The organism is Brevibacterium sp. CS2, from assembly GCF_005280295.1.
Classification (GTDB): domain Bacteria; phylum Actinomycetota; class Actinomycetes; order Actinomycetales; family Brevibacteriaceae; genus Brevibacterium; species Brevibacterium pityocampae.
This window is the reverse complement of the sequence record NZ_CP040020.1, coordinates 1,623,557-1,642,526: the sequence shown is the minus strand read 5'-3', so window position 1 is coordinate 1,642,526 and position 18,970 is coordinate 1,623,557. Positions and strand designations below refer to the sequence as shown.

The 18,970-nt window shown below is 69.7% G+C and carries 15 protein-coding genes; 5 read left to right on the top strand and 10 right to left on the bottom strand.

Annotation, left to right across the window (positions count from 1 at the left end):
• Positions 1-38 precede the first annotated feature (38 nt).
• Positions 39-1,136 carry a GNAT family N-acetyltransferase gene (locus FDF13_RS07255; RefSeq protein WP_137319065.1) on the bottom strand — a complete coding sequence of 366 codons (1,098 nt, stop codon included), beginning with the start codon at positions 1,134-1,136 and terminating at the stop codon, positions 39-41.
• Between the two features lie 72 nt (positions 1,137-1,208).
• On the opposite strand from FDF13_RS07255, the gene FDF13_RS07250 reads away from it, so the two are divergent.
• Entirely contained in the window at positions 1,209-2,153 is a 945-nt protein-coding gene (locus tag FDF13_RS07250; protein WP_137319064.1) for a purine-nucleoside phosphorylase, read from the top strand.
• Between the two features lies 1 nt (position 2,154).
• Positions 2,155-4,152 (top strand): phospho-sugar mutase, encoded by a 1,998-nt coding sequence (locus tag FDF13_RS07245; RefSeq protein ID WP_137320419.1) that lies wholly within the window; start codon positions 2,155-2,157, stop codon positions 4,150-4,152.
• Positions 4,153-5,162: 1,010 nt separating this feature from the next.
• On the opposite strand, the gene FDF13_RS07235 is transcribed toward FDF13_RS07245, so the two are convergent.
• Positions 5,163-5,705 carry a hypothetical protein gene (locus FDF13_RS07235; RefSeq protein ID WP_137319062.1) on the bottom strand — a complete coding sequence of 181 codons (543 nt, stop codon included), beginning with the start codon at positions 5,703-5,705 and terminating at the stop codon, positions 5,163-5,165.
• 543 nt (positions 5,706-6,248) lie between these two features.
• Here FDF13_RS07235 and FDF13_RS07225 point away from each other — a divergent pair.
• On the top strand, positions 6,249-6,935 hold the full coding sequence (locus FDF13_RS07225; RefSeq protein WP_137319061.1) for an HNH endonuclease signature motif containing protein: 687 nt from the start codon (positions 6,249-6,251) through the stop codon (positions 6,933-6,935).
• A 194-nt stretch (positions 6,936-7,129) separates the two neighbouring features.
• Here the strand turns inward: FDF13_RS07225 and deoC are convergent, their stop codons facing one another.
• From deoC to FDF13_RS07190, 7 genes are all read right to left on the bottom strand, one after another.
• Entirely contained in the window at positions 7,130-7,780 is a 651-nt protein-coding gene (gene deoC / locus FDF13_RS07220) for a deoxyribose-phosphate aldolase (protein ID WP_137319060.1), read from the bottom strand.
• A 422-nt stretch (positions 7,781-8,202) separates the two neighbouring features.
• Complete coding sequence (locus FDF13_RS07215) at positions 8,203-9,513, bottom strand: thymidine phosphorylase (protein ID WP_137319059.1); 1,311 nt, start codon at positions 9,511-9,513, stop codon at positions 8,203-8,205.
• Positions 9,514-9,902: 389 nt separating this feature from the next.
• Complete coding sequence (locus FDF13_RS07210) at positions 9,903-10,322, bottom strand: cytidine deaminase (protein ID WP_137319058.1); 420 nt, start codon at positions 10,320-10,322, stop codon at positions 9,903-9,905.
• Between the two features lie 96 nt (positions 10,323-10,418).
• The gene (locus FDF13_RS07205) at positions 10,419-11,744 is read right to left on the bottom strand and encodes an ABC transporter permease (RefSeq protein WP_137319057.1); all 1,326 of its coding nucleotides are present in this window, start codon (positions 11,742-11,744) and stop codon (positions 10,419-10,421) included.
• Positions 11,741-13,036: an ABC transporter permease gene (locus tag FDF13_RS07200; RefSeq protein ID WP_137319056.1), complete on the bottom strand. Its 1,296-nt coding sequence runs from the start codon at positions 13,034-13,036 to the stop codon at positions 11,741-11,743. Before FDF13_RS07200 ends, FDF13_RS07205 begins: the two co-directional genes overlap by 4 nt.
• Positions 13,033-14,607 (bottom strand): ABC transporter ATP-binding protein, encoded by a 1,575-nt coding sequence (locus FDF13_RS07195; RefSeq protein WP_137319055.1) that lies wholly within the window; start codon positions 14,605-14,607, stop codon positions 13,033-13,035. The genes FDF13_RS07200 and FDF13_RS07195 overlap by 4 nt, the downstream gene beginning before the upstream one ends.
• Positions 14,608-14,959: 352 nt before the next feature.
• Positions 14,960-16,057, bottom strand: coding sequence for a BMP family protein (locus FDF13_RS07190; protein WP_247423029.1), 1,098 nt, complete (start codon positions 16,055-16,057; stop codon positions 14,960-14,962).
• A 288-nt stretch (positions 16,058-16,345) separates the two neighbouring features.
• Here FDF13_RS07190 and FDF13_RS07185 point away from each other — a divergent pair, with 288 nt between their 5' ends.
• On the top strand, positions 16,346-16,894 hold the full coding sequence (locus FDF13_RS07185; RefSeq protein ID WP_175406898.1) for a MarR family winged helix-turn-helix transcriptional regulator: 549 nt from the start codon (positions 16,346-16,348) through the stop codon (positions 16,892-16,894).
• A 24-nt stretch (positions 16,895-16,918) separates the two neighbouring features.
• Positions 16,919-17,902: an SDR family NAD(P)-dependent oxidoreductase gene (locus FDF13_RS07180; RefSeq protein WP_368074031.1), complete on the top strand. Its 984-nt coding sequence runs from the start codon at positions 16,919-16,921 to the stop codon at positions 17,900-17,902.
• Here FDF13_RS07180 and FDF13_RS07175 read toward each other — a convergent pair.
• Entirely contained in the window at positions 17,806-18,966 is a 1,161-nt protein-coding gene (locus FDF13_RS07175) for a DUF418 domain-containing protein (RefSeq protein WP_137319053.1), read from the bottom strand. The two genes, FDF13_RS07180 and FDF13_RS07175, sit on opposite strands and share 97 nt — an antisense overlap.
• Positions 18,967-18,970 lie beyond the last annotated feature (4 nt).

Below are 18,970 nucleotides of genomic sequence, written 5' to 3'. Positions count from 1 at the left end.
CCGGGGTGTTCCGTACCCGGACCGGCCGGTCCTCGAGCTCACTCCGACCCGAGGGTCACGTACGTCTGCAGCACCCCCGCCTGGCCCGCCTCGAGCAGGCCGTCGACGAGGGCGCTGAGGACGGGCATCTCGCTCGTCACCTCGAGTGCGACCGGGGTGTCGACGCTGAGCCGGGCGAGCAGCACCGCCGCATCCCCGAGTGCCGACTGGAAAGCAGGGGCATCGGAGGCATCCGCGGCGCCATCGCCCACTGCGTCGGCCTGCGCGTCGTACATCGACCCGAGCGTGAGCTCGGTGGGCGGCAGCTCGGCAGTCGGCGACTCGGAGACCGGAGTCCTCGCTTCCACGGCAGTGTCGTTCTCCGGCTGGGCGTAGGACACCGCGAAGGTCGTCACCTCGCGATCCCTCCCCGAATCTGCCTTCCCCGATTCTGCCTTCCCGGAACCCGCAGCGCGCAGCAGCGCGGCACCGTGGGCGCCGGCGGCCTCGGAGAGGAACCGGGTGTTGACCTGGCCGATCGTCATCTCGGCCGCCGGATCCGCACGGTTGACGCCCGCATACCATTCGGCGAACGCCCGGGTCAGCGCCACCGAACCGGTCGCCGTGACCTCGAAGTCCTCGAGCCGGTCCGCCCCCAGGCTGCCGAGCGCACCCGGCGCCACCTCGACCACGCGCGTGGTGAACAGCGGCGCGAACCCGATTGCCCGCGCCGCCGCCTCACCTGCGGAGCCGGGTTCCACCCGGGCGCGCAGCGGCAGGTCCGCGAGCGCGGTGCCGGCGGCCCGCTCCCGCACGGCGGCGAGCAGATCCCGGCCGACACCTCGGCGGCGCTCGGATTCCGCGACCTCGACATGCACCCAGGCGCGCTCCGGGTGGGCTGGTGATTCGGTGATCGCGGCGGCCCCGACGAGGATGTCGCTCGCACCGTCGGACGGGCCGGAGCCGGAACCCGCCCGAGAACCGGAACCCTCTCCCGCCTCGGTGTCGGCCAGCGTCGCGACGACGCAGCGCGAGACCGGGGATTCGGAGTCGGCGCGGAAGAGATTGCGCACCACGTGACCGGCCGGGGTCGGGGCGTCGTGGAACACCTCGTTGAGGGCGAGGTCGTCGCCGGGCGCGAACGGACGGATCGTCATCGAGTCACCTTCATCGTGGCGGGTGTGGAGCGGATCAGCAGTGGGCCGCCGACCTTTCGGTAGTGTCGTCCCATGACCGAATCTCAGCTTAGCAATTCCGCGCCCACCGAGCGCACAGACATCGGGTCCACCGGCATCGGGCCCGACGATGCCGGATCCGATGCCACCGGGTCCGATGCCACCGAGCCCAGCGCCCTCGCGGCCCGCGCCGCCGCCGTCATCAATGAGGCAGCTGGGGTCGACGCCCACGACATCGCACTCGTGCTCGGCTCCGGGTGGGGCCAGGCCGCCGACCTCATCGGCGAGACGATCTCCGAGCTCCCCGCCGCCGAGGTCCCCGGCTTCCACTCCCCCGTCGTCGCCGGCCACGGCGGCACACTGCGCAGCGTGCGAGTGGGCGACACCGGGAAGACCGCGCTCGTGCTCGGCGCCCGCACCCACTTCTACGAGGACCGCGGCGTCCGCGCCGTCGCCCACGGTGTGCGCACCGCCGCCGCGGCCGGCTGCTCCACTCTCGTCCTCACCAACGGCTGCGGCGGGCTCAACCCCGACTGGGCACCCGGCACCCCGGTCCTCATCTCCGACCACCTCAACCTCACCGCGGCGAGCCCGCTCGAGGGCGCGACCTTCGTCGACCTCACCGACCTCTACTCCTCCCGCTTGCGCGGAGTCGCCCGTGAGATCGACCCGAGCCTCGACGAGGGTGTGTACGCCCAGTTCCGCGGCCCCCACTACGAGACCCCGGCCGAGGTGCGCATGGCGCGCATCATGGGCGCCGACCTGGTGGGCATGTCGACCGCGCTCGAGGCGATCGCCGCCCGCGAGGCCGGACTCGAGATCCTCGGCATCTCGCTCGTGACGAACCTCGCCGCCGGTGTGTCCGATGAACCGCTGTCCCACGCCGAGGTCATCGAGGCCGGGCACGCCGCCGGTCCGCGCATCTCCGATCTGCTCGCTCGGATCGTCGAGCGGATCGCCCGTGAGCAGGCCGCACACATGACCGACGGTGATGCCTGAGATGGCGCGGGTGGCCGACCGCTTCAGCAGCGGCTTCGACGCACAGGTGGTGCGCGACTGGATCGCCGACGACCCGGACCCCGTCACGCGCGCCGAGCTGCAGGACCTCCTCGAGGCGGCCGTCGGGACCGCGGGGACGACGACGGCCGACGCCGGAGACGGGCCTGCTCCTTCGGAACCCGTCTCCTCGGATTCTGCTGACCCGGCCGCCGAGGCTCCGGGCCCAGGTGCTCCGGGCCCAGGTGCTCCCGACGCCGCCACCCAGGCCCGCGCCGAGCTCGAGGACCGGTTCCTCGCTCCGCTGAGCTTCGGCACCGCCGGCCTGCGCGGCGCGATCGCCGCCGGACCCAACCGAATGAACCGCGCCGTGGTGATCCGGGCTGCCGCCGGCGTGTCCCACTTCCTCCGCGACACACTGGGCGAGGGCTTCACCGTCGTCATCGGCTGCGACGCCCGCCACGGCTCCGCAGACTTCGCGCGCGACACCGCCGCCGTGGTGACTGCGGCCGGCGGGCGCGCGATCCTGCTCCCCGCCCAGCTGCCCACTCCCGTGCTCGCATTCGCCGTCAACCACCTCGGCGCCGATGCCGGCGTCATGGTCACCGCGAGCCACAACCCGCCGGCCGACAACGGCTACAAGGTGTACCTCGGCGAAGCGCCGCTGGCCGCGGTGCTCAGCGGCACCGAGGACCCGGAGGTCATCCGGGCGGGCGCCGGAGCGCAGATCGTGCCGCCCTTCGACGCCCTCATCGCCGAGGCGATCGCAGCGGTCCCGTCGGTCGCCGGCACGCCGCGCGCGGAGTCCGGGTGGGAGATGGCCGGAGAGGAGATCGTCGAGGAGTACCTGGCGCACATCGACGCGCTCGGTGAGCGCCGGCAGACGCCGGTGCGGATCGTCATGACATCGCTCCACGGTGTCGGCGGGCAGACCGCGCTGAGGGCCCTCGAACGCTGCGGCTTCAGCGATGTCCACGTCGTCGGATCCCAGGCGGATCCCGATCCCGAGTTCCCGACAGTCGCGTTCCCCAACCCCGAGGAGCACGGTGCGCTCGACGCGGCGCTCGACCTCGCAGCGCAGGTCGACGCCGACCTCATCATCGCCCACGACCCGGATGCCGACCGGTTCAGCGCCGCGATCCCGGTCGCAGCGCACGCACAGCACACAGGCTCGTCGCCGGGCCCAGCGCACGGAGACCCGACGGCTCCGGTGCCGCTGCCGGCAGATTCCTCACCTGCGGCCCCGAACGCTCCGGGGACCGCTGTGCGGACGTACCGGCAGCTCACCGGGGACGAGGTGGGACTCCTGCTCGGCGAACGGATCGCCTCGCGGGTCGACGTGGGTGGAGCCGCGGCGGTGCTGGCGAACTCGATCGTGAGCTCACAGGCGCTCAGCGCCGTCGCCGCTGCCCACGGACTCACGCATGCCAACACCCTGACCGGTTTCAAGTGGATCTCGCGGGTGCCCGGACTGGTGTTCGGCTACGAGGAGGCACTCGGGTACTGCGTCGCCCCACAGGCCGTGCGCGACAAGGACGGCATCTCGGCCTCGATCGTGTTCGCCGGACTGGTCTCCGAACTCGCCGGCGCGGGTTCCACGGTGGAGGCGGAGCTCGCTCGGATCCGACAGCGCGATGGCGTCTTCCTCACCGCCCCGGTCACCTTCCGCATGCAGGACACGGCGCTCATCGCCGAGGCAATGGAGCGGGTCCGCACGTTCCCGCCCGAGGTGCTCGCAGGCTCACCCGTGACGCGCGTGGTCGACATGGCCGAAGGACTCGACGCGCTGCCGCCGACCGACGGGGTCGCGATCTTCACCGCCTCCGGAGGCCGCGTGATCATCCGCCCCTCCGGGACCGAGCCCAAGCTCAAGTGCTATCTCGAGGTCACCGGCAACGGTGGGACCCGGGACAGCGCCGAAGGCGATGCAGGCCCCGTGGCGCACGCCCGTTCCGGGCTCGATGAGCTCGTCACCGCCGTGCAGGAGTACCTCGGGCTCTGACGCGCCGGGGACTCCTGCATACCTGCGGCCCGGTCATCTCTGCGCCGCTGTTGCACGTGGGGCTCTGTCGCACCTGGGACTCTCCCACATCCGGGGTGCCGTCGAGCCGCTCCGGCAGGGAGACGAGTCCGCAGGAAGCCGCGTGCCCGGATTCGTTCGGAGATCCCCCGCCGTGCCTGTGCGCGTCCGGCCACTCGCTCGCCCCTGTGCTCATCACCGCATTCACCGCACCCTGGAAGTATTCGAACATCATTGCGTATACCTCTTCCATTCCTCTCTGTGATCTAATATGATTAGAACACAGCGAAAGGAACGGAGCAATGGCGATCGGATCAGCCCACGGGTTCGACTACCGTCTCTTCGCCGCGTGCGCGGCGGCCGGCACCATGGATCCACCCTCCGAGTATTCGGTTTCCACCGACCCTGCTCGCTTCGCCGCCCCCGGGGACCTCCGCGAGCTCGAAGCCCTGCTCGCCGGAGACGCGATGTTCGAGGGTCCTGCCCCGGCCGGGAATCCTGTCCAGTTCGCGAATCCAGCACCGTTCACGAGTGCCCGCGATGTTGATGGGACTCGAACCGACTCCGGCTCTCCGTACGCTCCCCAGCACGACGACGGCTCCTGCCCATGGAACCCAGCAGACCGTCGAGGCGGTGCACCCTTGTTCGCGGAATCGGCCGTCCGCTTCGACCGGCTCCACGAGCGCGTGGCGCAGGTATCGCGCATTCGGGATGTCGCCGCCCTCGAAGAACTCGTCGCCGTCGCTCAGGCCTCGCTCGGATACCTCGCGATTACGCACAACCCGGACGAGATCCGTGCCCTGTTCGGACTGCCCGACGATCGGCGCAGCCGCCACGCCACTGCAGCGACCGGATCTGGTCCGGGATCGCCGCAGCAACCTGGATCGGAAGTGCACCCGGAATCAGCGTGGACTCCCGGCTCGGCGCAGCATTCGGAATCAGCATGGTCTCCGGAGCCGTCGCAGGGTGCGGAATCACCGCAACAGGCGTCATCACCGTTCCGGGCAGAAGTGCGTGCGGCGCTCAAGGACGGGTTCGATATCGCGCTCGCACAGCGCCTGAGCATGACGACCGCGCAAGCGACCAGCGCCGCCGCGGACAGCCTCCTCGCCTATTTCGGACTGCCGCTCATGCGGCATGCCGTTCTCCTCGGCGAATCGACGTGGGCCAAGCTGCGCACGACGATGAAGAAGGCCCGCGATCTGCCGCTGGCGCTCGTCCGTCGTCTCGATGAGTACGCAGTCGGCCGGCCCCACGACCTCACACCGCATCGGCTGGGGATCCTCCTCGACCGGCAGGCCGCGCTGCTCGCCGGGCGCGACCACCTCGAGAAGGAACGTGCGCGCCACCGCACGGTGCGGATCGACCGGTGGCGCGACGGGACCGCCAGACTCACGCTCACCGGGCCCGTCACCGCTCTCGATGCCCTGTACCAGCGCACACGCGCAATGGCGAAGGCGATCTCGCTCAACCATGCCGATGCGTTCGGCCTCGACCGCAGTCGCCAGGCGATCGTCGACGCTCGCGCGCTCCACGAACTCATGTTCGACATCATCACGCGGGCCACCCCGACCGTCGATGTCACCGTCGTCGAACTCGATGGCCCAGCGCCGAACATCACCCCGCCCGCAACCACTTCTTCCTCTGCAGACACGACGTCTCAGGAGTCGTCGTGTGCACGTGAGTCGTTCGGAGCTAGGTCGGGTTCAGGTCCCTCAGGTTCGGGTCCCTCGGGTTCAGGCGCCACGGATTCCAGCACCACGTCGGCAGAGACGACGTTCGCCGGCACCGCAGGTTCCGGCTCCTCTGGTTCCGGCTCCTCTGGTTCCAGCTCCCCGGGTTCCAGCTCCTCTGGTTCCGGCTCCTCTGGTTCCGGCACCGCGTCTGCGGACCGCTCCCGAACCGGTCCGGCGCTTTCCGAAGATGCACCCGCTGATTGCGCGCCCGACATCCCTCAGCCCAGCCATGCGCCATCGCATGGTTCCCCGTCGTCGAGCGATCCGAACGACTCCGATCACTCGCCGCCGACGGCAGAGGGATCGCCCACGCACCGCCATACGGCCTCGAGAACTCGACGGATGAAGCGATTGCGCGGGCTCAGTGAGATCCCCGACCTCGGTGAGACCGAGAACGCCTACATCCACTCCGTCACCCTCACGTGCCCCACACATGAGGAATGGCTGCGCCGGCAGGCTGCGGTCACCGTCACCGTGCCCGTGATGTCCCTGCTCGACGAATGGAGCTCGGTCGACGAGTCGAACCTGCCCGCGGAGCTCGACGGTACGTGCCCGATCCCGGCGGAGACCGCCCGGGACATCGTTGCTCGCGCTCCCCACCTCGAGCGGCTGCTCACCGACCCCATCGACGGCACCGTGCTGCCGATCGCCGCTACGAAGTACCGCATCCCGGATGCTCTCCGCCGCACCACCAGGTCACGCTGGCGGACGTGCGCGGCACCCGGTTGCGATGTGTCCGCCCAGCACTGCGAGATCGACCATGTGGTTCCGTTCGATCACGACGCTCCCGGATCCGGCGGACTCACGGTGGTCGAGAACCTCCAGCCGCTGTGCAAGCACCATCACGACATGAAGACCCGCGGCCGGCTCCTCGCCGATGCCCATGTGGACCGAACGGTGTGGCGAGCGTCCGGCGCGGACACGACGGTCACCCGTCCTCTGCCCGACCCGGTCGGATCCGAGCACGCAGCCCACTTCGAGGCGCACGATCCATGGACCTGGATCGACGACTATGAGTGGCCCGGATGAACCCCTCCCGCCTGCGACCTCATCAGTTCGGGAGGATGCGGGTGAGCGAGAAAGGGGCCCGACACAGCGCCTCGACTGCGCACCCCGACAGAGTGCTCGGCCGGCCCCTGATACCGTGTGGTCCGCCTGCCGGGTACGCGAACTACCGGGTACCCGAACTGCCGCGTCGAGAATCTACTCCGACTGCTGCGGGATCACTCCAGCCCGTCGAGCACCGCCCTCGAACCGGACAGACCCAGCCGGGAGGCTCCCGCCGCGATCATCGCCTCGGCGGCTTCCGCATCGCGGATGCCTCCGGAGGCCTTGACCCCCAGGCGGTCCCCAACGGTCTTCCGCATGAGTTCGACGGCGTGCGCGCTCGCACCCCCGGCCGGGTGGAACCCGGTCGAGGTCTTGACGAAGTCGGCTCCCGCAGCCTCGGACCGACGGCACGCCTCGACGATCTCCTCGTCAGTGAGCGCCGCCGACTCGATGATGACCTTGACGAGCGCTCCACCGGAGGCCTCGACGACGGCCCGGATGTCCGCCTCGACCCCGTCGAAGTCCCCGGCCTTCGCCAGGCCCAGGTTGATCACCATGTCGACCTCGTCGGCGCCGTCGGCCACGGCCCGCTTCGCTTCTGCCGCTTTGACCTCGGACGCGTGCGCACCGGATGGGAAACCGCACACCGTCGCGACCACGAGGTCACCGGTGTCTGCGAGCGGCAGCCGGCTCGGCGACACGCACACTGCCAGAACGCCGAGGTCACGGGCTTCGGCGACGAGCGCGGCGACGTCCGCAGCCGTGCTCTCCGGCTTGAGAAGCGTGTGGTCGATGAGGGCGGCGGCATCAGCGCGAGAGGTCATGGTGTTCTCCATTCGGTTCGGTTCTCAGTGGTGAAGTTCATGGGGTGAAGCTCGGGCCGTCCAGCTCGAGCAGGTGTTCGGAAGGAGCCGTTCAGCGGGCGGGACTCGGCAGGAGCCGTCCAGCTCGAGCAGGTGTTCGGAAGGAGCCGTTCGGCAGGCGGGACTCGGCAGGAGAGTTTCGACAGGCTGTACTCGGTAGCCGGCATTCGGCAGGAGCCGTTCGGCAATACGCGTTCGACAGCCGGCGTTCACCGGAGCGACGCTCGACGAGCGGCGTCCGCCAGGTGCATCCGCCTGTCGCCCACAACGGAGCTTGCAGCTCATCAGCCCTGCCCGTCCGTCCTGTTCATGCGTCCTGCTCATGCGCCCTGCTGCCCGTCCGCTCAGCTCATGCGCTCAACTCATCCGCCCTGCCCGTTCGCTCAGCCGATGCGCTCGAGGACGATCGATGCGGCTGCGGCGTCGGCACCCTCCGCAGCCGGTTCGACGACGATCGCCCCGGCGAGCGATTCCTCGGCGCGGGCGAAGCGGGCCGGTTCGTCGGTATGGAGGGTGAGGATCGGCTGCCCCTTGCGCACGGCCTCGCCCGGCTTCACGTGGATCTCGATGCCGGCTCCGGCCTGCACCGGGTCCTCCTTCTTCGCGCGTCCGGCTCCCAGGCGCCACGACGCCATCCCGACGGCCAGCGCATCGAGCTCCATGAGGACCCCGTCGGACTCGGCAACCACCTCCGAGGTCTCCTGCGCCCGCGGCAGATCGGCATCCGGATCGCCGCCCTGGCGCTCGATCATCGTCTTCCACACATCCATCGCGCGGCCGTCCGTGAGCGCGGCGCGCACATCGACATCGTTCGTCCCCGCCAGGCGGAGCATCTCCTCGGCGAGCGCCACGGTGAGGTCGACGACATCGGCGGGCCCGCCGCCGGCGAGCACCTCGACGGCTTCTCGCACCTCGAGTGCGTTGCCCACCGTCATACCGAGCGGCGTGGACATGTCGGTGAGCAACGCGCTCGTCCGCACCCCGGCGTTGCGGCCGAGCGTCACCATGGTCTCGGCCAGGCGCTTCGCCGAGGCGTGATCCTTCATGAATGCCCCGGAACCGACTTTGACGTCGAGGACGAGGGAACCGGTGCCCTCGGCGATCTTCTTCGACATGATCGACGAGGCGATGAGCGGGATCGCCTCCACCGTCGAGGTGATGTCGCGCAGGGCGTAGAGCTTCTTGTCGGCCGGAGCCAGACCCGCGCCGGCCGCGCAGATCACTGCTCCCGGATCGCGCAGCATCGCGAGCATCTCGTCATTGCTCAGGTCGGCACGCCAGCCGGGGATCGCCTCGAGCTTGTCGAGCGTGCCGCCGGTGTGGCCGAGACCGCGGCCGGAGAGCTGCGGCACCGCCACCCCGAACACGGCGACGAGGGGTGCGAGCGGCAGGGTGATCTTGTCGCCGACCCCGCCGGTGGAATGCTTGTCGGCGGTGGGGCGGTCGAGCCCGGAGAAGTCCATGGTCTCCCCCGAGGCGATCATCGCGTGGGTCCAGGCGCTGATCTCCTCGTCGGTCATGCCGTTGAGGTAGACCGCCATCGCGAGCGCGGACATCTGCTCATCGGCGACGACGCCGCGGGTGTAGGCGTCGATCACCCAGTCGATCTGAGCGGGGCTCAGCACCTGGTCGTCGCGCTTGGCCCGAATAACATCGACGGCGTCGAAGGCCTCGAGCGGGGTGGAGTTCGGCATGCTTCCTTCCGTGGTGCGTGGTCATGGCGGGTGTCGGTCCGGCGGATCCGCAGCCGCGGCGGCCGGTGAGCGGCGTGTCCGGTAGATCGTGATGGTCGGCGGGCTGTGATGGTCCGGTCTCCGGGTCGGCTCCGGGTCGGCCCCGGGTCGGAGACCGGCTGGCCTCGGGTGGGTCCGCGTCACAGACCCTCGTGCCCCGAACGGGGCCGCGGCACCGAGGCCGAGGTGGCACTGGCACCAGTCTGCCCCATCGCCTGGCCGCGAGTCGTGCAGGATGTCTGCGAGTGCGGTCATCACCGGTTCGGATCGCACCTCACCCGCCGGTTTCTATGCGTCGCGCTATACCTCCGCGAGCACAGCACCGCACATCCTGCACGTCACTCTGCACGTCACTTCCGGCGCTGCTCGTAGTCCGTGAGGTGGTCGGGACCGAAAGCCTCGGGCAGCACTGCGGACATCGGCAGGTGCCCGCTCGGCATCGCGAGCACGAGGTCCGGGCCGCCGAACTCGTAGAGGAGCTGGCGGCAGCGACCGCACGGCACGAGCTTCTCCCCCGCGCCGTCGACGCACGCGAACGCGACGAGCCGTCCGCCCCCCGAGCGCGCGAGGTCGGACACGAGCCCGCACTCGGCGCACAGCCCTACGCCGTAGGACGCGTTCTCGACATTGCAGCCGGTCACCACGCGCCCATCGTCGACGAGTGCCGCCGCACCCACCGGGTAGCCGGAGTACGGCACGTACGCCCGGGTGACGGCGTCGCGCGCCGCGTCCTGCAGACGGGCCCACACCTCGGCGGGGAACTCACGCATCAGATGCCTCCTTCGATGTCATTGGCTGAAGCCACCAGCTGAAGTCATTGGCTGTAGTCACCAGCTGAAGTCACTGGCTGTAGTCACCAGCTCAAGTCACTGGCTGATGTACGGCTTGCCCTCGGCGGCGGGTGCGCGGACGCGGCCGACGAAGCCGGCGACGGCGAGCACCGTGACGACGTAGGGCAGCATGAGCAGCAGCTGCGAGGGCACCGGGGTGCCGATCGCTGACAGCACGTTCGCGAGGTTCTTCGAGAAGCCGAACAGGAGCGCTGCGAACAGCGCGCCCATCGGGTTCCACTTGCCCAGGATCATCGCGGCGAGCGCGATGTACCCCTGCCCGGCTGACATCTCCTTGCCGAACGCCAGCCCGGAGCCGATGGTGAAGAACGCACCGCCCAGACCGGCGATCGCGCCGGCGAGCAGAGTGTTGAGCACGCGGTTGCGGTTGACGTTGATGCCCACGGTGTCCGCGGCCTTGGGGTGCTCGCCGATCGCCCGCATCCGCAGCCCCCACTTCGAGCGGAAGATGAAGATCTGCAGCGCGACGACGACGACGTACATGAGGTAGACGAGGATGTTCTGGTTGAACAGCACCGGCCCGATCACCGGGATGTCCGACAGCAGCGGGATCGGCAGGTTGGGCAGCTGCTGGCGCGCGTTCCACGTCGCCGGATCCTGCGTGAGCACGGTGGAGAACAGGAAGCTCGTCACACCGACGACGAGCACGTTGAGCACGACGCCGATGATGATCTGGTCCACCCAGTAGCGCACCGCGAAGAACGTCAGCACCACGGCCACCAGAGCGCCCGCGATCGGTGCGGCGAACAGCCCCGCGTACGGGTTCTGCAGCGCCGAGGCGACGACCGCTGCGAGGAACGCGCCGGCGAGCAGCTGGCCCTCGATCGCGATGTTGATGATGCCCGAGCGTTCGCCCACGAGACCGCACATCGCGCCGAAGATCAGCGGCACCGACAGCGCGAGCGCCCCGGCGAGGAGCGCCGTCACCGGCATCCGCCCCGCCCCGGCGGCGGACCAGGTGAGGAACGCGAACACGAACACGATGCCGAACAGGAGCGGGAACCACACGCCGAGGCGCCGGCGGGTGAACGTCGCCCAGATCGACACCGCCGCCAAGACGACGAGCACGAGGCCGAGCGCCACGCAGGTCGCCTTCGACGGCACCGGGAGCGGCGGGATGGTGAAGAAGTCGTTGCGCGAGGCGAAGGTGAACGTCGTCTGCTTGCCGCCGCCGGCGAGCAGGCCGAACACCAGGAGCGAGGCGAGGGCGAGCACCGAGTAGACGACGGGGTACTTCCACGCCCGCTGCTTCACGGGTGCTGCTGCCGGTGCCGCCGCGCCGCCCGGGCCGGAGCTCGGGTCGCGGGGCTGCGGGGTCCTGTCGGGTGCGACGGTGCTCATGCTGCCACCTTCTTCGCCGGGGTCGGGAGTCGGAAGATCGTACGGACGAGGGGCGGGGCCGCGATGAGCAGCACGATGATCGACTGCACGACGAGCACGATGTCGATCGGGGTGCCGGTCTGCGACTGCATGAGGTAGCCGCCGGCCTTGAACGCGCCGAACAGCAGGCCGGCGAGGAACGTGCCGAGCGGCCGGGACCGGCCGAGCAGCGCCACCGTGATCGCGTCGAAGCCGATGGTGCCGGCCACACCCCCGGTGAGCTTGCCCTCGGTGCCGAGCACCTGGGCGGCCCCGCCGAGGCCGGCGAGCGCGCCGGCGATGATCATCACGAGGATCGTCACCCGGCTCACGGAGATGCCCGCGGTCCGGGCGGCGTCCGGGTTCTCGCCGACGGCCCGGAACTCGAACCCGAGCGTCGAGCGCTCGAGCAGCCACCACACGAACAGCGTAGCGAGGATCGCGACGACGAATCCCAGGTGGAGGCGGAACGGATCGGGCAGCAGCGGCGGCAGCGCTGCGGTGTCGAATATCGTACGCGAGGCCGGGTTCGCCGAGCTCGTCGCCTTGAACCAGCTCTGCGTGAGCAGGTACGACAGCAGGTAGCCCGCGATCGAGTTGAGCATGATCGTGACGATGACCTCGTTCGCGCCGGTGCGCGCCTTGAGGACACCGGCGATGCCGGCCCAGATCGCCCCGCCGACCGCGGCCATGACGAGCGCGAACAGGAAGTGGATGACCGGTGGCAGGCCGAGCGCGTAGCCGAAGTAGCCGGCGAACATCGCGCCGAGCACCACCTGGCCCTGGCCACCGATGTTGAACAGGCCCGAGCGGAAGCCGAGTGCGATGCCGAGGCCGGCGAGGATGAGCGGGGTCGCGGCGACGAGCGACTCGGTGAACGGGCGCACCGCCCGCACCAGGCTGCGCGCCTCCCAGTCGAAGATCGAGCCGCGCAGCAGCGCCATGTACGCCTCGGACACCGTCTGCCAGGCCACGATGAAGAAGTCTCCGGGCCGGGCGAAGAAGTAGCCGAGCGTGGCCTGCACGTCGGGATCCGCTGCGGCGATGAGCACGCCGCCGAGCGCAAGCGCCACGACCACCGACAGCACGGAGACGAGCCAGGACCCGGACATGATGTCGCGCAGCACCGAGTTCGCCGCCGGGGTTCCCCCCGCAGCCGGGGTCCCGCCCGCGGTGGGGGTGCCGCCCGCAGCCGAGGTGTCGGCCGGCTGCTCCTGCCCCGTCACCGAGGTCTCCGTTCCGGGAGCATCGCTCGGGTTCGTGCCGTTCGTCATGGAAGATCTCCCTCGGCTGCCTGGGATACGGTCGTCACGGCCGAGCCGTCGGCCACGCGGGCGAGCGCCTCGTCCTCGGGCACACCGGCCATCATGAGGCCGAGCGCGTCGCGCGGGGTGTCGGCCGGCACGATGCCGACGATCCTCCCGCGGTACATCACGGCGATCCGGTCGGCGAGGTTGAGCACCTCGTCGAGCTCGGTCGACACGATGATGCACGGGGTGCCGGCGTCGCGCTCGGCGATGATGCGCTTGTGGACGAACTCGATCGATCCGACGTCGAGTCCGCGGGTGGGCTGGCTGGCGACGAGCAGGCTGAGCTCGCGGCCGAGCTCCCGGCTGAGCACGACCTTCTGCTGGTTGCCGCCGGACAGGGTGGAGATCGGGTCGTCGATGCTCGTGAGCCGGATGTCGAACTCCTCGACCTTCTCGAGCGCCTTCTCACGGATCACCGCGGGCTTGAGCGCCAGGCCGCTGGCATAGGGAGGGCGGTCGTACTGGTCGAGGATCATGTTCTCCCGGATCGAGAACCCGGCGATCACTCCGTCGCTCGACCGGTCCTCGGGCACGAATCCGATCCCGGAGGCCAGGCGCGCTTTCACGGAATCGCCGCCGAGCCTGCGGCCGTCGAGCGAGATCGTGCCGGAGTGCGGTTCACGCAGGCCGATGATCGCCTCGGCGAGCTCCGTCTGGCCGTTGCCCTGGACGCCGGCGACGGCGAGGATCTCCCCCTGCCGGACCCCGAAGCTCAGATCGTCGACGACGACGAACCCGGCTTTGTCGAGCACGGTGAGGCCCTCGACGCTGAAGGTCTCGTCCTGGGGCCGGGCGGGCTCCTTGTCGGTGGTGAGGTGGACGTCGCGGCCGACCATGAGCCCGGCGAGCTCGGACTCGCTCGACTCCGGGGACGCCTCGCCCACCACGGCTCCGCGGCGGATCACGGTGATCTTGTCGGCCACCGCGCGGACCTCGCGGAGCTTGTGGGTGATGAAGACGATCGAGGTGCCCTGTTCGCGCAGCTGCTTCATGATCTCGATGAGCTCGTCGGTCTCCTGCGGGGTGAGCACGGCGGTGGGCTCGTCGAGGATGAGGATCTCCGCGTCGCGGGAGAGCGCCTTGATGATCTCCACCCGCTGCTGGGCGCCGACGGGCAGGTCCTCGATGATCGCGTCGGGGTCGATGTCGAACCCGAAGCGCTCGGAGATCGTGCGCACCGTCTCCCGGGCCGAGGCGAGATCGAGCAGACCCATGCCCTTCGTGGGCTCGTAGCCGAGCGCCAGGGATTCGGCGACGGTGAACACCGGGACGAGCATGAAGTGCTGGTGGACCATGCCGATGCCGGCGGCCACGGCATCGCCGGGGCCGGAGAAGGTCACGGGCCGGTCGTCGATGAGGATCTGTCCGCCGTCGGGCCGGTAGAGGCCGTAGATGACGTTCATCAGCGTCGACTTGCCCGCGCCGTTCTCGCCCAGGAGGGCGTGGATCTCACCGGGTTCGACGACGAGGTCGATGTCGCGGTTGGCCACCAGCGGCCCGAACCGCTTGGTGATCCCGGAAAGCTCGAGCTTCACGTCAGCGTCTCCTCATGCAGGCCCCCGAGGACCGTCTCTCTCGTCCGGCAGCGCTCGTGCGCTGCGTATCTCTCATGTGCGGCAGTTCTCGGAACCAGCAGTCCGCACGTCCCGCCTGTCCATCCACCTGTCCATCCGCCAGTCCATGCTCGCCGCATCGGACTCACGGGCACGAACTCACGGCCACGAACTCATGGCAGCGAACTCACTGCGGTGCCCTCAACTTCAAAGGCGTGTACCCGGAACTGCAGCACCCGATTTCTGCCACGAACACGGCGGGCACCGTGGCATTCATCACCACGGTACCCGCCCTGGTCGTCAGGTCGAACCCGCCGCTGCGAGCTCCGCCGGCTCAGGCCTGCGGGGCGTTCGGCGACTCGACGGTGATCTCGCCGTCGATGATCTGCTGCTTGAGCTCCTCGACCTTCTGCTTGACCTCCTCGGGCACCTCGCCCTCGAAGTCGTGGTACGGAGCCAGGCCGACTCCCTCGTTCGACAGGTCTCCGACGTACGGCGCGGCCTCGAACTCGTCGTTCATGGCCTGTTCGACGGTGTCGTGGACGGCCTGCGAGATCTGCTTCATCACCGAGGTGAGGATGATGTCGCCGTACTCCGTGGACTCGTATCCGTCGGAGTCGACCCAGATGATCTTCGTGCCCTCGGACTCCTTGGCCGCGGCGGCGGCGCCGAGTCCCACGGGACCGGCCACCGGCATGATGATGTCGGCGTCCTGGGAGATGAACTGCTCGGTCAGGGTCTGGCCCTGGCCCTGGTTCTCGAAGTCGCCGGAGAACGAGCCCTCCTGGCCCTCCTTGTCCCAGCCGAGCAGGGTGACCTGCTCGTCCTCGCCGGCCTCCTCGTTGTACTTGTCGACGCCGTCGGCGAAACCGTCCATGAACACGGTGACGGACGGGATCTGGATGCCGCCGAAGGTCGCGACGGTCTTGGACTCGGAGGTCGCCGCTGCGAGGTAGCCGGCCAGGTAGGCCGCCTCGGCGGTGTTGAAGACGAGCGGCTTGGCGTTCTCGAGCTCGACCGGGTTGCCGTCGGCGTCGGCGAAGGTCGAGTCGATGAGGCCGAAGTGCAGGTCCGGGTTGGCCTCCGCGGCCTCCTGGATCGCATCCTCGAGGAGGAAGCCGACGCCGAAGGTCAGGCTGCAGTTCTGCTGGACCATGTTGTCGACGTTCGGTCCGAAGTCGGAGTCGGACTGCGATTCGGCGAGCGCCTCCTCGATCCCGAACTCCTCCACGGCGCTGTCGAGGCCCTCGCGGCCCGACTGGTTGAAGGACTTGTCGTCCCAGCCGCCGGCGTCGGAGACGAGGCATGCTTTGAAATCGGTATCGCCGCCCTCCCCTCCGGCGGACTCCTCGGGTGCCTGTCCGCAGGCGGACAGCACGAGTGCGGTTGCGGCGGCCATCGCGGCGGCCGGTGCCAGGTAGGTGCGCTTCACGAGAATCTCCCAACGATGAGGCGGAGCCGGAGGGAGCTGGATCCTCCCATGATGCTGCACAGTGCCGCGCGGTGCGCCACGGTGCCGGTTGCTCCGTTACGGTGCTCGAACAGTGCCGCAGGTGCCCCGGACGCCCTCGCAGCAATCCCGATGGGGCGTGCCGGCGGAGCCAGCGGTGATGCCGCCGCTCAGACTACCCGCGTTCATCTGCCGCACCCGAGGGATTCACAGCGGATTCGAATTCCGATATGAAACCGCAATCTGCGGTCCGTGGCTACCATGATCCACATGCTCCCCGATCCCCTTCTCGAACTCTTCGAAGCCGATACCGCAGAGCTTCCCCCGGCACAGCGCGCCCGCCACGCCCGGATCGCCTCGCTCGTCCACGCCGACCAGGTGCAGGCGATGACGGTGCGCACGGCGTCCGCCCGGTTCGCCCACGCCCATCAGCTCAACCTCATCGACTTCCAGGTGCTCCAGACGGTGGTCGCCTCGCGCGGTGCCGACCGCACCGCGACACCCGGCTCGATCTCAGAGCAGCTGTCGCTGTCGGCCTCGACGCTCACCTCGATCCTCGAGCGGCTCGTGGCCCGCGGTCTGCTTGTGCGCGAGCGCGACTCGGCGGATCGCCGTCGCATCTCCGTGTACTACACCGAGGACTCCGCGCGACTCGTCATGGACTACTACCGGCACCTCACCGCGGCCTACGACCAGGCCTACGGCGATCTCGACGATGCGGAGACCCGCTCCAGGGTCGAGTTCCTCTCCGTCCTCACCGAATGCCACGAGCGGGTCGCCGAACAGATCGACACCGAGACACCGGCCCGCAGCGCATGAGCCGCCGAGTGGCCGTGGTGCTCGGTGATTGAGCCGCAGTCGCGCGCCCGGCGCAGGATCGGCCGTTTCGGCCGCTCACTCGCCCGCGGCACCCGCACCGACGCCGCCTCACCTCCCGGGGCCGAGGTGGTCGCCGGCGCCTGCGTGATCATCACCGGTGCCGCCCGCGGGATGGGTGAGATCTACGCCCGGAAGGCCGTCGCCCAGGGTGCGCGCGCTGTGGCGCTGTGGGACATCGACGGGCCCCGGGCCGAGGCGCTCGCCCGGGAGCTCTCGACCGCGCCCGGCACCGAGGTCCGTGCGTTCGTCGTCGACATCTCCGACCTCGATGCGATCCGCGCCGGCGTCGCCGCCGTCGAGAGCACCCTCGGCGCGCCGGACATCCTCGTCAACAATGCCGGGATCGTGCGCGGCGCGCCGTTCTGGGAGCACGATCCCGAGCGCGACATCGAGGGCACCATGCGCGTCAACGCGCTCGCCCCGATGTGGCTGACCCGGGAGGTGCTGCCGGTGATGATGGCCGATCGGGGACGCGCGAAGCGGATCCTGACCATCGCCTCGGCCGCGGGCACCCTGCCGAATCCGAACATGAGTGTGTACGCCGCCTCGAAGTGGGCGGCGATCGGGTGGAGCGAGTCGATGCGCCTCGAGCTCGCGCGGGCCGGCCACCGGCACATCGCGGTGACGACCTTCTGCCCGAGCTACGTGTCCACCGGAATGTTCGCGGGCGCCCGCGGGCCGCTCCTGACCCCGATCATGACCCCGGAAGAGGCGGCGGCCGCCGCCTGGAACGGGATGCTCGCAGGCACCCCGGTGGTGAACCGGCCGTGGACGGTCAAGCTCGCGATGGCCTACCGCGGGGTGCTGCCGACCCGCGCCTGGGACTTCGTCGCCGACCGCGTCTTCCATGTCTACTCATCGATGGACCGCTTCACCGGCCGCCAGGAGGCGGGTCCGGCGAAGAGTGGCCCGGCACACGGTCCGGAATCACCGAGGATCAGCCGATAGCTCGCGGCTCCTGCTGCGCGCCCGCCCGGGGAGCGCTCGGCACGCCGCTGCTGCCGCCGGTCGAGCAGAGATCCGATGCCGCGGAACCCGAGGTCCCACAGCCATTCGACCGGCCCACGCGCGAAGTGCTTCAGCCACAGCATGCTCAGCCCGATGAGGAAGGCCGAGAGCAGCACGTAGACCACCATCGTCCACAGCGTCATGGAGCCCTCGTCGAGCCGCGCGGCCAGTCCGAAGCTCCAGTCGTAGAAGATGATCGAGGCGAGCAGGTTCTGCAGGATGTAGCAGGTGAGCGCCATCCGCCCCACCGCGGCGAGCGGCGTGCCGATCCACCCGGCCCGCGTGCGGTTGGCGTAGAAGGCGGCGACCGCGGCGAGCAGCCCGAAGGCGACCGCGGTCGAGGTGATGTAGCGGGTGATGCCCGAGGCGTGGTCGGCGGCGAAGATCCGCAGCGCCCAGTCGATCGGCAGACCAATGCCGAAGGCGAGCAGCATCGTCCGCTTCCGCAGCCGGTGCCCTCGCTCCTCGAAGATCCCCGCACGGAAGAGGTGGGCACCGACGAGGAACAGTCCGATCCCCATGAGGAACATCACGGGAATCTCGCCACGGCCGCCGATGAAGCCCACCACCCGCTCGTGGACCATCGCCCAGTAGCTGTCCGTGCTCCCGAGCGCCGATGCGTCGGCACCGCCGCCGGCCTGCTCGAGACCGGCGCGTCCCGCCGGCCCGGCGGCCTCCCGGAGGGACTCGGGGTCGTCGGGATCGACCCCCATGAGGAACGGCAGGCCGGACATGAGCAGCTGGACGGCGAGGATCGCCATCACGTGCGCGGCGAGTCCGGCGTACATCCAGATCTTCTGCGCCCGAGGGCCGGTGATCATGATCGCCGACACCGCGAGCGCGGTGAGCCCGTAGCCCATGAGGACGTCGAACTCGAAGATGAAGATGTAGTTGAGCAGGCCGTCGAGCACGAGGATGGCGGCGCGCCACGGGTATCGACCGGGCCAGCCGGTGCCGCGGCGGATCGCCGACTGCCGCTGGATCTCGAGTCCGATGCCGAACATGATC

Bases quoted from the DNA above. Each gene is read 5' to 3' on its own strand.
- FDF13_RS07255 (WP_137319065.1), bottom strand. From the start codon at position 1,136: ATGACGATCCGTCCGTTCGCGCCCGGCGACGACCTCGCCCTCAACGAG.
- FDF13_RS07250 (WP_137319064.1), top strand. From the start codon at position 1,209: ATGACCGAATCTCAGCTTAGCAATTCCGCGCCCACCGAGCGCACAGAC.
- FDF13_RS07245 (WP_137320419.1), top strand. From the start codon at position 2,155: ATGGCGCGGGTGGCCGACCGCTTCAGCAGCGGCTTCGACGCACAGGTG.
- FDF13_RS07225 (WP_137319061.1), top strand. From the start codon at position 6,249: ATGAAGCGATTGCGCGGGCTCAGTGAGATCCCCGACCTCGGTGAGACC.
- deoC (WP_137319060.1), bottom strand. From the start codon at position 7,780: ATGACCTCTCGCGCTGATGCCGCCGCCCTCATCGACCACACGCTTCTC.
- FDF13_RS07215 (WP_137319059.1), bottom strand. From the start codon at position 9,513: ATGCCGAACTCCACCCCGCTCGAGGCCTTCGACGCCGTCGATGTTATT.
- FDF13_RS07210 (WP_137319058.1), bottom strand. From the start codon at position 10,322: ATGCGTGAGTTCCCCGCCGAGGTGTGGGCCCGTCTGCAGGACGCGGCG.
- FDF13_RS07205 (WP_137319057.1), bottom strand. From the start codon at position 11,744: ATGAGCACCGTCGCACCCGACAGGACCCCGCAGCCCCGCGACCCGAGC.
- FDF13_RS07200 (WP_137319056.1), bottom strand. From the start codon at position 13,036: ATGACGAACGGCACGAACCCGAGCGATGCTCCCGGAACGGAGACCTCG.
- FDF13_RS07185 (WP_175406898.1), top strand. From the start codon at position 16,346: ATGCTCCCCGATCCCCTTCTCGAACTCTTCGAAGCCGATACCGCAGAG.
- FDF13_RS07175 (WP_137319053.1), bottom strand. From the start codon at position 18,966: ATGTTCGGCATCGGACTCGAGATCCAGCGGCAGTCGGCGATCCGCCGC.